Below are 12,965 nucleotides of genomic sequence, written 5' to 3'. Positions count from 1 at the left end.
ACCATGAGCAAAAAACGCGTCAACTTCTACCCCGGCCTGCCGCCCCGGCTGCGCCCGTTCACCGACCTCGACATCGTCTGCGGCGTCGACGAGGCCGGCCGCGGTCCGCTGGCCGGGCCGGTGTTCGCCGCCGCCGTCATCCTCGATCCCAGGCGTCCGATCGAGGGCCTGCGCGACTCGAAGAAGCTGACCGAAGCGCGCCGCGACGAGCTGGCGCCGCAGATCCGCGAGAACGCGCTGGCCTGGGCCGTGTGCCAGGCGAGCTGCGAAGAAATCGACACCCTGAACATCCTGCACGCGACCATGCTCGCCATGCGCCGCGCCGTGGAAGCGCTCACGATGGTCCCCACCATCGCCCTGATCGACGGCAACCGCTGTCCGCCGATGGAGATCCGCGCCCACGCCGTGATCGAGGGCGACGACAAGTGCCACGCGATCTCGGCCGCCTCGATCCTGGCCAAGACCGCGCGCGACGCCGAACTGGTGCGCCTGCATGCACAATATCCCGAATACTGCTTCGACCAGCACAAGGGCTACTCCACGGCGCTGCACCTGGAGCGCCTGCGCCGGCACGGCCCCTCGCCGGTGCACCGCCGCTCCTTCGCGCCTGTGCGCAGCCTGCTGCAGGTCGACCTGTTCGCGCCGCCGGATGAAAGTGTGGCGTTCGCATGAAGACCATCACCTCGCGCGACAATCCCTTTTATAAAGACCTGGTCAAGCTGGCATCGAGCTCGCAGGCGCGGCGCAAGGCCGGCCGCACGCTGCTCGACGGCGTGCATCTGTGCCAGTCCTGGCTCGACCTGCGCGGTGCGCCAAGCCACTGCGTGGTTTCGGAAGAAGCCCTGCACAATCCCGAAGTGGCGGACATCGTCGCCCGCTGCGAAGGCCTGCGCGCCCACGTGACGGCCTTGCCGGACGCCCTGTTCGGCGCCCTCAGCCAGGTCGAGCACGGCGTCAACCTGCTGTTCCTGGTCGAGACCCCGAGCGCGGCCCAACCCACCGCACTGAGCGTGTCCGCGGTGCTGCTCGACGGCGTGCAGGACCCGGGAAACGTCGGTTCGATCCTGAGGAGCGCCGGCGCGGCCGGTATCACCCAGGTCTTCTGCAGCCCCGGCACCGCCTTCTGCTGGTCGCCGAAAGTGCTGCGCGCGGCCATGGGCGCCCACTTCGTGCTCGAGATCTTCGAGAATGTCGACCTGGCCGCCCTGATCGACGCGTCCGGCATTCCGGTGCTGGCGATGAGCGGTTATGCCGAGCAAAAACTGTATGAGGTCGACCTGCGCGGCCCGGTCGCCTGGCTGCTGGGCCACGAAGGGCAGGGCGTTGCGGACGAGCTGATGAGTCGCGCCACCCACCAGGTCGTGATCCCGCACGCGGGCCAGGTCGAGTCGCTGAACGTGGCCGCGGCCGCCGCGGTCTGCTTCTTCGAACAGCTGCGCCAAAGAGCGTAATGGACGGCAGCCGGGCCGGTAGGGTAAGCTCCGGCTAACGAACCCGTGGAGCAGTAGAGATGGACATCGCGCATTTGCATTTTCTGGTAGCCGAGGGCGACAGCGCCCAGCGGGCCGGGCTGGTCGAGATGCTGGGCCGCCTGGGCGCCAGCCGCGTCACCGAGGTGCCCGACGGGCACATGGCGCTGCGCACCTTCCAGGCCGGCTTCACGCCGCGCGTGCACGTGGCGATCGTCGACCTGGCCCTGCCTGGCATGGACGGGCTGGAACTGATCCGCAACCTGGCCGCGCTCGATTCCGGCATCAGCCTGATCGTCACCGGCGCGCAAGCAGCCAATTTGCTGTTCTCGGTCGAGACCCTGGCCCAGGTCTACGGCATCGACCTGCTCGGTTCCATCTCCAAGCCGGTTACCGCCGCCAAGCTGAAACCCCTGCTCGACAACTACGCGCCGGCCCCAAACCATGCCGCGGCCGACACGACGCCGCGCTTCTCCTTCGCCGAAATCGGCACCGGCCTGCAAAAGCGCCAGTTCGAACCCTTTTTCCAGCCGAAGATCGAGCTCGCCACGGGCCAGGTCAAGGGCCTGGAAACCTTCGCCCGCTGGCGCCACCCCGAGCACGGTCTGCTCGGCCCCTCGGCCTTCATCGACGCGCTCGAGCAGAACAACCGCATCGACTTCCTCGACTGGAGCATGATCGAGCTGTCGGTCGAGCGCTGCCGCTGGTTCCACGACCAGGGCACGCCGATCTCGATCTCGATCAACCTGGCGCCCGAGACCCTGGCGCACCCGGCCTTCCTGCGCCAGCTCGGCGTCGTGCTCGGCCGCCATGCGGTCCTGCCCGACTACATCACCTTCGAGATGCCGGAATCCTCGGTGCTCAACACCGACCCGAACTTCATCGAACGCCTGGTGCGCCTGCGCATGATGGGTTTCGGCCTCGCCATCGACGACTACGGCACCGGCCGCTCCAACCTGCAGCTGCTGGCGCGCATCCCGTTCACCGAGCTGAAGATCGACCGCAGCTTCGTCGACGGCGCCTCCAAGCGGCGTCCGCTCGGCACCGTGCTGCGCTCCTGCCTCAGCCTGGCGCACAGCCTGGACCGCATGTCGGTTGCGGTGGGCGTGGAGACGCGCCAGGACTGGGACTTCCTGCAGGGGCTCGGCTGCACCTATGCGCAGGGCTATCACATCGCCAATCCGATGGAGGCCACCGCTTTCCCCGGCTGGCTCGAAGACTGGCGTCACTTCTTTTAAACGCGCTTCGTTTTTCTTCTGTCGAGGAGGATGGATGGGCATTGCATTGCGCTGCCGTTGCGGCAAGCTGGAAGGTGAAGTCGATGCCACGCGCGTGAAGGCGCGGGCGGTTTGCTACTGCAAGGATTGCCAGGCCTTTGCGCGCTTCCTCGCGCCGGACGGCAGCCTGCTCGACAGTGCGGGCGGCACCGAGGTCGAGGCGATGCCGCCGGCCGGCCTGCGCTTCACCAGGGGCGTCGAGCACCTGGCCTGCATGTCGCTGAGCCCCAAGGGCATCTACCGCTGGTACGCGTCCTGCTGCAATACGCCGGTCGGGAATACCCCGCGCAATCCGAAAGCTTCCTACCTCGGCCTGGTGCGTACCTGCCTCGCCGCGGCGCCGGAAGAGCTGGACCGCCAGCTGGGCAGCGGGCGCATGACGGCAAATACCGAGTCGGCGCACGCGCCGGTGAAAGCGACGCCTTTCGCCGTGCTGCGCGCAGTGCCCAGGCTCGGCGCCATGCTGGTCGGGGCGCGCATCGGCGGCGGCTGGCGCCAGAATCCCTTCTTCGACGCCGCAGGCGCGCCGGTACGAGCCCCACGCGTCCTGAGCCGCGAGGAGCGCGCGGCCGTCACACCGTAAGGGATCAGAGCTCGATCACCAGCTCCGGCCTGAACCCTTCCTGCTCGCCCTTGCTGAGGTAACCCAGTGATCGCTACAGGCTCCGATTTCGTGCCGGATAATCTGGCAGCTACGTATCACCGCGTGGAGTCAGGACTCCACCCTACACCTCGATCACCAGCTCCGGCCGGAAGCCTTCCTGCTCGCCCTTGCTGAGGTAACCCAGCGGGTTCGCCACGACCCGGCAGGACCAGGGCTGGCCATCTTCCACGCCCACGACCACGTAGTCGTTCATGCAGTGCAGGTGCCCGTGCATCCAGACGTCGGCCAGGGGCAGCAAGTCGTCGAGGGCGTTGCAGAAGCCCGCGGTGCCCGGCGTGACGCCGTAGCGCGGGTCGGCGCTTTTCAGGCTGGGGGCGAAGTGGGTGACGGCGACCGTCACGCCATCGAAGGGTTCGGCCAGCGCGGCACGCAGCCAGGCCTGGCAGTCGAGCGCCATGGCGCGCCAGCCCTCGGCCAGCACCGGCTCGCCGTTGCGCAGGGTGGTGTTCTTGCCTAGATAAAAATTCGCGGCGCGGAAGGCTTTTTCGCGCAGCTGCAGCTGTTTCGTCAATTCGTGTCCCACGGCGAGGGCGTCGAAATCGGCCCACAGGGTGGTGCCGACGAAGCGCACGTGGTCGACGATCACGGTCTCGCGGTCGAGCCAGGTGATGCCGAGGCGCTCGCAGGTGGCGCGCAGGCGCGCGTTCGTCGCGTCGAAGTCGAGGCCGTCGTATTCGTGGTTGCCCGGCACGTAGAGCACCTTGGCCCTGGTTGCGCCCAGCAGCGGGGAGAAGCGTTCCAGGCCGAAGTCGGTGCCGGTCAGGCGCGAGCCGTTCTGGTAGGAGCCGATGTCGCCGGCGAGGACGATGAGGTCGGCGTCGGGCGCCAGCTCGGGCTGGAAGGCCGGATAGCGTTCGAGGTGGAGGTCGGAGAACAGCTGTATGCGCATGGCGGCAGTATAGCCTGACCCGGCTCCGTCCCGTAGCGTACACCCGAAACGCGGCAAGGGTGCGCAAGCGCACAGAACCCGGGCGGTGCCCGGGCTACGGTGCAGCATCGACCAGCGGAGGGGGACAGCATGAGCAAGGACACAGACAATCTGCGCGTCAAGCCGGCGAACATGCCGGCCGGCGGCTGGGGCTCGGTAGGCGAGGTGGCGCACATCCTGTTCGACCAGCGCTCGGCGCTGAAGGACGCGCCGCTGCTGGCGAAGCAGAACAAGACCGACGGCTACGCCTGCGTCAGCTGCGCCTGGGCCAAGCCGGCCAATCCGCATCCCTTCGAATTCTGCGAAAGCGGCGCCAAGGCTACCGCCTGGGAAACCACCAGCAAGCGCATCGACCCCGCCTTCTTTGAGCGCCACACGCTTACGCAACTGGAAGCCTGGGGCGACCACGAACTGGAAGACCTGGGCCGCCTGACCGTGCCGCTGCGCTGGGATGCGGCCAGCGACAAATACCGCCCGGTCGGCTGGGACACGGCCTTCGCCGAGATCGGCGCGGCCCTGCGCGCCATGGAGCGCGAACAGGTCGTGTTCTACAGCTCGGGCCGGGCCTCGCTCGAAACCTCCTATATGTACAGCCTGCTGGCGCGCATGTACGGCAACAACAATCTGCCCGACAGCTCCAACATGTGCCACGAGAGCACCTCGGTGGCGCTGCAGAAGAGCATCGGCGACGGCGTCGGCACCGTGGTGCTGGACGACTTCGCCCAGACCGACTGTATTTTCTTCTTCGGCCAGAACGTGGGCGTGAACAGTCCGCGCATGCTGCACCAGCTGCAGGAAGCGCGCCGGCGCGGTGTCCCCATCGTCACCTTCAATCCGCTACGCGAGCGCGGCCTGGTCAGCTTCACCAATCCGCAGTCCCCGGTCGAGATGCTGACCGGGCACGAAACCGTCATCAGCACCGACTACCTGCAGGTAAAACCCGGCGGCGACACGGCGGCCATCATGGGCCTGTGCAAGGCGGTCTTCGCGCTCGACGACGCGGCGGTCCAGGCCGGCGAGCAGCGCGTGATCGATACCGCCTTCATCATGGAGCACACCCACGGCTTCGCCGAGTTCGAAGCCTCCGTGCGTGCCTGCGAATGGAGCGCGATCGAACGCGAGTCGGGCCTGACGCGCGCGGCGCTGGAAAGCGCGGCCGCGGTGTATGCAGGTGCGGGCGCCGTGCTGGGCGTGTACGGCATGGGCCTGACCCAGCACCGCAACGGCGTGCAGAACGTGGAGATGATCGTCAACCTGCTGCTCCTGCGCGGGAACATCGGTAAACCCGGCGCCGGCGTCTGCCCGGTGCGCGGCCACTCCAACGTGCAGGGCCAGCGCACGGTCGGCATCACCGAGAAGCCCGAGCTGGCGCCGCTCGACAAGCTGAAGGAGCAATACGCCTTCGAACCGCCGCGCAAGAAGGGCATGAACACGGTCGAGGCTTGCGAGGCTATCCTCGCGCGCAAGGTGCCGGCCTTTATCGCACTGGGCGGGAATTTCCTGCGCGCCGTGCCCGAAACCGTGCTGATGGAAGCGGCCTGGCGCGAGATCCCGCTGACCGTGCAGATCGCCACGAAACTGAACCGCAACCACATCATCCACGGCAAGGCCTCGTATGTCCTGCCTTGCCTGGGACGGATCGAAGTCGACCGCCAGGCAAACGGCGAGCAGTCCGTGACGGTCGAGGACAGCACGGCCTGCATCCACGGCTCGCGCGGGATGGCGGAACCGGCGGCGCACACGCTGCTGTCCGAACCGGCCATCGTCGCCGGCATCGCGAAAGCGACGCTCGATCCGAATCCGAAGCTGGACTGGGATGCGTGGGTGGCCGACTATGGCCGCATCCGCGACGCCATCGCCGAGACCTATCCCGACATCTTCGACAACTTCAATGCGCGCATGTGGACCCCGGGCGGTTTCCGGAAACCCGTCGGCGCTGCGCACCGGGTCTGGAAGACCGAGAGCGGCCGGGCGCAGTTCAGCGCACCCGAGGCGCTGGCGGGCCACCCCGACCTGCAGCCGCGCGAAAACACGCTGCGCCTGTTCACGGTACGCAGCGACGGCCAGTTCAACACCACGATCTACAGCCGCGACGACCGTTTCAGGGGCGTGTACGGCAGCCGCATGGTGCTGTTCATGCACCGCGCCGACATGGCGGCGCACGCGATGGCGCCGGGCGACGTGGTCGCACTCAGCTGCGCCGCCGACGACGGCGTGACGCGGCGGGTCGAGGGCCTGGTGCTGGTGCCCTACGATATTCCGCCGGGGACGATCGCCGGCTACTTCCCCGAATGTAATCCGCTGATCCCGCTCTGGCACCATGCCAAGGAGAGCAAGGTGCCGGCTGCGAAGGCGATCGATGTGCGGATCGAGAGAAGTGGGCAACCGAGCGGGGGCGCGCAATGAACGCGGCCGAACCCTTCCTCGAAGCGCCCGATGCGACCCGGCGCCTGCCGGCCAGCCGCTGCACGCGGGAAGGTGTGGAGGAGGGCAGCGAACTGGTGGCCGAGGAAGTGCCGGTCGCCTTCAGCTACAACGGCGTCAACCACGCGGTGATGCTGGCCTCGCCGCTCGACCTGGAAGACTTCGCACTCGGCTTCACCCTGGGCGAACGCATCGTGCGCAGCGCGCGCGACGTCTACGACATCGAGGTCGAATACACGGCGCACGGCATTGCGGTCGAGCTGCGTATCGCCTCGGGCGCGATGGCGCGCCTGAAAGGCACGCGCATGGCGCGGCTTGGCAAGACCGGCTGCGGCCTGTGCGGCGTGGACAGCCTCGATTACTTCGAACAGGACGCGTGTTCGCCCGAACCCTGTTTGGCGCGGCCGGTGCAGGCGCCGTTCGAATCCGCCGCGCTGCACCGGGCGATGGGCGAGATGGCTTCGCGCCAGACGCTGCACCAGGCCACCGGCGCCGTGCATGCGGCCGGCTGGGCCGGGCGCGACGGCAGCCTGCTGTGCGTGCGCGAGGATGTCGGCCGCCACAACGCGCTCGACAAGCTGGTCGGCGCGCTGGCGCGTGCGGGAACGGACGTGAACGAAGGCTTCGCCGTCGTTACCAGCCGCGCGAGCTTCGAGATGGTGCAGAAGGCGGCGCGCGCCGGGATCAAACTGCTGGCCGCGATCTCGGCGCCGACGGCCCTCGCCGTGCGGATGGCCGAGGGCGCGGGCCTGACCCTGGCCGGCTTCGTGCGCGGCGGCAGGCACGTGGTCTACAGCCGCCCCGAGCGCCTTGGCGCCTAGCGCGTGCTGCCGGCCTGCGCGGCCAGGGTCGTGGTCGCGGCCTCGCCATCGAGCGGCCGGAAATAAAAGTATCCCTGCACGAAGTCGCTGCCCATCTCGCGCAGGATGTCCAGCTCGGCGCGGGTCTCGACGCCTTCCGCGACCACGTCCAGTCCAAGGGTGCGGGCCAGCATGACCACGACTTCGGCGATCTGGCGCTTGTCGCTGTGGCTGTCCATGGCGCTGACGAAGGAGCGGTCGATCTTGAGGGTGTCGATCGGCAGGCGGCGCAGGTGGCTGAGCGAGGAATAGCCGGTGCCGAAGTCGTCCAGGCTCAGGCGTACACCGAGCGCCTTGAGCTCCTTGAATACCGCCAGGGCATGCTCCGCGTCGGCCATCACCGCGCTTTCGGTCAGTTCCAGCTTCAGGCTGCCGTGGGCGATGCCCGTTTCGGCAAGCACGCGCTTGACCGCGTCCACCAGCTCGCCCCCGGCCAACTGGGTCGCGGATACGTTGACGCTCATGCTCAAGGGAACACCATGGTCCTGCTGCCAGCGCCGCAACTGGCGGCAGGCCTCTTCCAGCACCCAGTTGCCGATCGTTCCGATCAGTCCAACCTCCTCGGCGACCGGGATGAATTCGATCGGCGAGATCATGCCCAGCACCGGATGGCGCCAGCGCAGCAGCGCTTCGAAGCCGCTGATCCGGCCGTCGCGCGGCGTGACGATCGGCTGGTACTGCAGGAACAGCTGGCTCGACCCCACCGCCTGGCGGAGCTCCGCCTCAAGCGTCAGACGGCGCAACGCGCCTTCCTGCATGGTCTGGTCGAACATCATCCAGCGCGCCCGCCCATTCTGCTTGGCGTGGTACATCGCGATGTCCGCATCGCGCAGCATGTCCTGGACGTCCTGGTAGCCGCTGGAACTGAGGGCGATGCCGATGCTGGCGGTGACGAAGACCTGCTGCTGGCCGACCAGCAATGGCGTGGCGAGCGCCTTGAGCAGGCGCTCGGCGACCCGGATCGGAGTGGAGGCATTGGCTACGTTGTCGAGCAGGATCGTGAATTCGTCGCCGCCCAGGCGTGAGACGACGTAGTCGCCGTCGGCCGCGTCGCGCGCCACCATGTCGTTCTGGCGCAAGCAGGCTGTCAGGCGCTGGGCAGTGGCGACGATGACCTGGTCGCCGGCCTGGTGGCCGAGGCCGTCGTTGATCGCTTTGAAGCGGTCGAGGTCAACGAACAGGACGGCAAACTGGTAACCGGAAATGCGCTGCGAGCGCACCAGGAAGTGTTCGAGGCGGTCGAGGAAGAGCTTGCGGTTGCCGAGCTGGGTGAGCGGATCGTGCAGCGCGTCATGCACCAGGCGGTCCTGGGCGCGGCGCCGTTCGATCACGCGGCCGAGCTGGGTGCCGATCTGCGCCATCAGGCGCAACATGGAGTCGTCGGGCGTCTGCAGCTCGCGGCTGAAGAATTCCAGTATCGCCACCACTTCGTTGCCGATCACGACAGGGAATGCGAACAGCGAGGACAGGCCGAGCCGCACCAGCAGCGGCATGCGCGGATAGTCGCCGGCATTGGCCGCGTCGGCGTTCGCCCAAGCAGGTGCCGCGCTGAGCAGTACGCGGCCGGGTAAACCGACCTGGCCGTCGAAAGCGATCGCTTCGCTCAGTTCGCGCAGCGCGGCAAAGCGGCCGCCGCTTTCGTCGTGCCAGATGGCGGTCGAGTCGAGCGTCGCGTCGGGATGTTTGCCGCGCACGAGCAGCAGGTGGCCCAACGGCCAGCCGGCATAGCGGCAGACCGCTTCGAGCGCACGCCGCATGGCGTCGTCGACGCTGGCAGCCTCGTTCGCGGCGACCGCGATGGACTCGAGCAGCGCGATTTCCTGCTGGCGCTGGAACAGGTCGCGCAGGCCGCGCTCGGCGATGGCCTCGGCTTCCTGGCGCGCCGCCGTTTCGCGCCGCAGGCGGCGCTGCAGGCGCGCGATCTCGGGGTCGACCGCTCCCGCCGGCTCACCGGCGTTCACTTGGGGAACCGGACGTGGAAGCTGCATTTGTCATCGCCAGCGTGCATGCACTGGGACTGCGTGATGGCGGCCTGCTCCTGAAAGTGTTCGGCCGCGCCCTGCATGAAGCCTTCGGCCAGCGCGCACAGGCGGCGCGCGGAGTTATAGCCGATCACGAGCTGTTCGCTGTCGGCGGTATCGAAGTCGAACACGGGCGGGGACGCGCCCGGATACAACTTGCGCACCTCGGGGTGGATCATGTTGTTGAGGGTGAGCAGGAAGCTGCGCGTGTTCGGATGGCCGGCGAAGAAGGCCGGATAGCGCTTGGCGAGCAGCGGCATGGCGCGCCGGCCGAACCAGCGCAGCACGTCCTGTTCCGGCATGCCCAGAGCGGCCGAGGCCACGCCGACCAGGCGGAAGATCTCGGCATCGTCGTAGCTGCCGAGCGAGGTGTAGGCACCGTCGAGGCCGGCGTCATCGAGCAGGCGGTCCCATGTCGCGTCGCCGAACTCGGTACTGACCGCTTCTTCCAGCAGATTGAATACGATGCCCTTCATGATATTTCTTCCAGGTAAGTTTAGATACAGGCTGGATTGTACGCTGCATACCGCGTCCGTGTGCGGGCGGCGCAGGCTCCTACCGGTTCACACCTGAATAAGGCTACTCGTGTTGTCAAACTGCATCATCGACGTGCATGTCGCGCGGGCCGGTCTCTATTCTTCGTCCTGGAGTTTTGCGAAGACAATGAGCGCTTGTTCGTTCAAGCCATCCGTGACGAACGGATCGTCCGGCGCGAACTGGGCGCCGTCGACCAGCATGCGCAGCTTGGCCAGCCGGTCGCCCAGCGCCAATGCCCGCGCCTCCGGGCTGCCTGAGATCTCGATCGCTTCGGCCACCGCCTCCGGGAATTCCCACAGCGTCGTGATGCGCGCCGACAGGGTGCGCGCGTGGCGGAACAGGCCCTCGACGAATTCCTCGGACCAGGGCAGGGCCTGGTCGCCGCAGATCTGGTCGAGCAGGCGGAAGGCGACGACCAGCCCCACGTTTTCCATCAGTCCGGCGAGATAGGCGTCGAAAGTGTTCGCGCGCAGGCCGGGCGCCAGCAGGCTGGCGGCAAGCGCCGCCTTCTCGGACTGGCGCCAGATCACGGGCGAAACGCGGCGCGCCAGCACGCCACTCTGCATGCTGACGATGGGGCGGAAGGCCACGCGCGCCAGCAGCATGCGCATGCCGTTCTGCCCGAGCAGCATGATCGCGGCCTGGATGCTGTTAACGGGTGGTCCGGAGTGGTAGCGCGGCAGGTAGGCCGGCCGGTTCGCCTCGCGGTAGACCTCGGCCACGAGCAGGGTGTCCTGGCTCAGCTGGCGCGAGAGGTCGAATGCGTTCAGCTCCTCGGCCTGCAAGGTGCGCATCAGCTGCGGGATGATCTCGGGCACGCGCGGCACCAGGGCGGCGCCGGCCACGGGTGCCTGCGCCAGGCCGGCCAGTTCCTCGAGGATGCGGCGTTCGATGGGGGCCGGCGCGCGCGGCGGCGGCGCGGCCGTCAGCCAGCGGTACCAGGCGACGTCGATCTCGAGCGTGGTCGCCGGTTCCGGCGCGGGCGCTGGCGGCGCGGCTTGTAGCGCCGCTGCCGCTTTTGGCGCCTCGTCGCCGCCCTTCGATTTGCCGAACCAACCCATGCCGCTACCCATGTCGAATGTCACGGGCGGATTTTACATGAGGACGTAGGGCCGGCGGTGGCTCCCGGATATGCATGCAGCGACAATTTTCGAACAAACGGGAGGGCCGCAAATGCTATTCTGGCAAGCTTGACCAACTTGCATCGATGACGAGGACAGCGTGTTCTTTCAACCCTTCCGTTTCCGCACCCTGGCGCGCTCCGGCGCCGCTCTGGCCGCCGTGACGACGGCCGCGGCGTGTGCCGCCGGCCCGGCCAGCTTGCCGGCCACGCCCGAAGCCTGGCGCGCCGCCGCCCAGGCCGACATCGAGGCCGCCGTCCGCATCACGCGCGAGAACCATCCGGGGCCCTACGATGTGCACAATCCCGGTTTTTCGAACAACCTGGAAGCGGCGCGCAGCCATGGGCTGGCGCTGGCCGCGCGGGTAACCGATGCGCCGGGCTATGTCGCCGCGGTGCAGGGCTTCAATGTGCGCATCAGGGACGGCCACGCAGGCATGGTATCGCGCCTGGACAGTACGAGCACGCCGCCCCAGCGCTGGCCCGGCTTCGTCACTGTCTGGCGCAGCGACGGCCTGTATGTGCATTCCTCGCGGCCCGGCGCGCCGGCAGTGGGCAGCAAGCTGCGCTCCTGCGACGGCAAGGCGGCCGAGCAGCTCATTCGCGACAACGTGTTCAGCTTCCAGGGCCGCGTGGACGAGGCCGGGCAATGGTGGTCGCGCGCGCGCCGCGTCTTCCTAGACGAACACAATCCCTTCGTCGCGCTGCCGCAGCGCTGCATCTTCGAGGCGAAGGGCACCACGACCGAGCACGCGCTGGCATGGCGCCCGCTCGACACCGAGGGCGAGCGCTGGCTGGACGAGAGCAACGGCGGCGATGCCGGACCGGTCGGCGTCACCGAGCAGCGCAAGAACCTGTTGTGGGTGTCGATGCCGACCTTCCATCCGGACGAGGCCGAGCGCGCCGCCTACCGCGCGCTCTACCGCGATGTGGAGACGCGGCGCGCGCGCTGGCTGGCGGCGGATGCGGTGGTAGTCGACCTGCGCAAGAACCAGGGGGGCTCTTCGAGCTGGAGCCTGGACTTCGCCAAAGCCCTGTGGGGAAAGGCGCGCGTGGCGCAGGCGAGCGAGAACTACGATGCAGGCGTCGAGGTCTGGTGGCGCGCCTCGCCGGACAACACCAGCTACGTAGCAAGCCTTGCAGAGCGGCTGGTGCGCGAAGGGCACGCGCAGCTTGGTGCCCGCATCGCCACCTATGGGCGGGGCATGCGCGAGGCACTGGCGCGCGGCGCTCCGTTCTATGTCGAGCCGAGCGAGGCGGCCGCCGGCGCCGTCGCGGAGCCGGATGGTCCGCCCTTCACCCGCCCCGTGTACGTGATCGTTCCCGGCAACTGCGCCAGCGCCTGCCTGGACGCGCTGGACGTGATGACGCGCTTCCCGAATACGGTGCTGGTCGGGGCGCCGAGTTCGGCCGACTCGACCTACATGGACGTGCGCGTCGCCGAGCTGGAATCCGGGCGCGCGGCGGTCATCGTGCCGAACAAGGTCTACGTCAACCGCAAGCGCGCCAACGGCGAGATCTACAGGCCGCAGATCGAAGTGCGCGACATCGTCTGGTCGGTGCCGACGCTGCTGAAAGCCGTCGAGGCCGACCTGGCGCACCGGCGGGCGGGGGAGCGCACCGGTGGGCGTTAGTTCTTCGGGGCCATCCATGCGACAATCGCGC

The 12,965-nt window shown here is 68.1% G+C and carries 11 protein-coding genes; 7 read left to right on the top strand and 4 right to left on the bottom strand.

Going from position 1 to position 12,965, the window contains the following annotated elements:
- The first annotated feature begins 3 nt into the window (after positions 1-3).
- The 4 genes from rnhB to C2862_RS17245 are packed head-to-tail and all read left to right on the top strand — an operon-like array spanning position 4 to position 3,329.
- On the top strand, positions 4-672 hold the full coding sequence (gene rnhB, locus C2862_RS17260; RefSeq protein WP_136221380.1) for a ribonuclease HII: 669 nt from the start codon (positions 4-6) through the stop codon (positions 670-672).
- Positions 669-1,451, top strand: coding sequence for an RNA methyltransferase (locus C2862_RS17255; RefSeq protein WP_136221379.1), 783 nt, complete (start codon positions 669-671; stop codon positions 1,449-1,451). Before rnhB ends, C2862_RS17255 begins: the two co-directional genes overlap by 4 nt.
- 59 nt (positions 1,452-1,510) lie before the next feature.
- The gene (locus C2862_RS17250) at positions 1,511-2,707 is read left to right on the top strand and encodes an EAL domain-containing protein (RefSeq protein ID WP_136221378.1); all 1,197 of its coding nucleotides are present in this window, start codon (positions 1,511-1,513) and stop codon (positions 2,705-2,707) included.
- Positions 2,708-2,741: 34 nt separating this feature from the next.
- A complete protein-coding gene (locus C2862_RS17245) occupies positions 2,742-3,329 on the top strand; it encodes a DUF6151 family protein (RefSeq protein ID WP_136221377.1) in 588 nt (195 codons plus the stop codon).
- Between the two features lie 142 nt (positions 3,330-3,471).
- Here C2862_RS17245 and C2862_RS17240 read toward each other — a convergent pair whose 3' ends face one another.
- Entirely contained in the window at positions 3,472-4,299 is an 828-nt protein-coding gene (locus C2862_RS17240) for a metallophosphoesterase (protein ID WP_136221376.1), read from the bottom strand.
- Between the two features lie 129 nt (positions 4,300-4,428).
- Here C2862_RS17240 and C2862_RS17235 point away from each other — a divergent pair, with 129 nt between their 5' ends.
- Together C2862_RS17235 and fdhD are read left to right on the top strand one after the other, a co-directional pair.
- Positions 4,429-6,744, top strand: a complete 2,316-nt coding sequence (locus C2862_RS17235; RefSeq protein ID WP_168710100.1) for an FdhF/YdeP family oxidoreductase — start codon at positions 4,429-4,431, stop codon at positions 6,742-6,744.
- Positions 6,741-7,583, top strand: coding sequence for a formate dehydrogenase accessory sulfurtransferase FdhD (fdhD, locus tag C2862_RS17230; RefSeq protein WP_136221375.1), 843 nt, complete (start codon positions 6,741-6,743; stop codon positions 7,581-7,583). The genes C2862_RS17235 and fdhD overlap by 4 nt, the downstream gene beginning before the upstream one ends.
- Here the strand turns inward: fdhD and C2862_RS17225 are convergent.
- The 3 genes from C2862_RS17225 to C2862_RS17215 all read right to left on the bottom strand — a co-directional run bounded on the left by C2862_RS17225 (position 7,580) and on the right by C2862_RS17215 (position 11,265).
- Positions 7,580-9,610: a bifunctional diguanylate cyclase/phosphodiesterase gene (locus C2862_RS17225; RefSeq protein WP_136221374.1), complete on the bottom strand. Its 2,031-nt coding sequence runs from the start codon at positions 9,608-9,610 to the stop codon at positions 7,580-7,582. The two genes, fdhD and C2862_RS17225, sit on opposite strands and share 4 nt — an antisense overlap.
- Entirely contained in the window at positions 9,580-10,119 is a 540-nt protein-coding gene (locus C2862_RS17220; RefSeq protein WP_136221373.1) for a heme NO-binding domain-containing protein, read from the bottom strand. The genes C2862_RS17225 and C2862_RS17220 overlap by 31 nt, the downstream gene beginning before the upstream one ends.
- Before the next feature lie 156 nt (positions 10,120-10,275).
- On the bottom strand, positions 10,276-11,265 hold the full coding sequence (locus tag C2862_RS17215) for an HDOD domain-containing protein (protein WP_136221372.1): 990 nt from the start codon (positions 11,263-11,265) through the stop codon (positions 10,276-10,278).
- Between the two features lie 136 nt (positions 11,266-11,401).
- Between C2862_RS17215 and C2862_RS17210 the strand changes: the two genes are divergently transcribed.
- Positions 11,402-12,934, top strand: a complete 1,533-nt coding sequence (locus C2862_RS17210) for a S41 family peptidase (protein WP_136221371.1) — start codon at positions 11,402-11,404, stop codon at positions 12,932-12,934.
- Positions 12,935-12,965 lie beyond the last annotated feature (31 nt).

The sequence above is a fragment of the Massilia sp. Mn16-1_5 genome (genome assembly GCF_004798585.1).
GTDB lineage: Bacteria > Pseudomonadota > Gammaproteobacteria > Burkholderiales > Burkholderiaceae_D > Telluria.
Note: the sequence above shows the minus strand (reverse complement) of the source record. Positions and strands in the feature narration are given on the sequence as shown.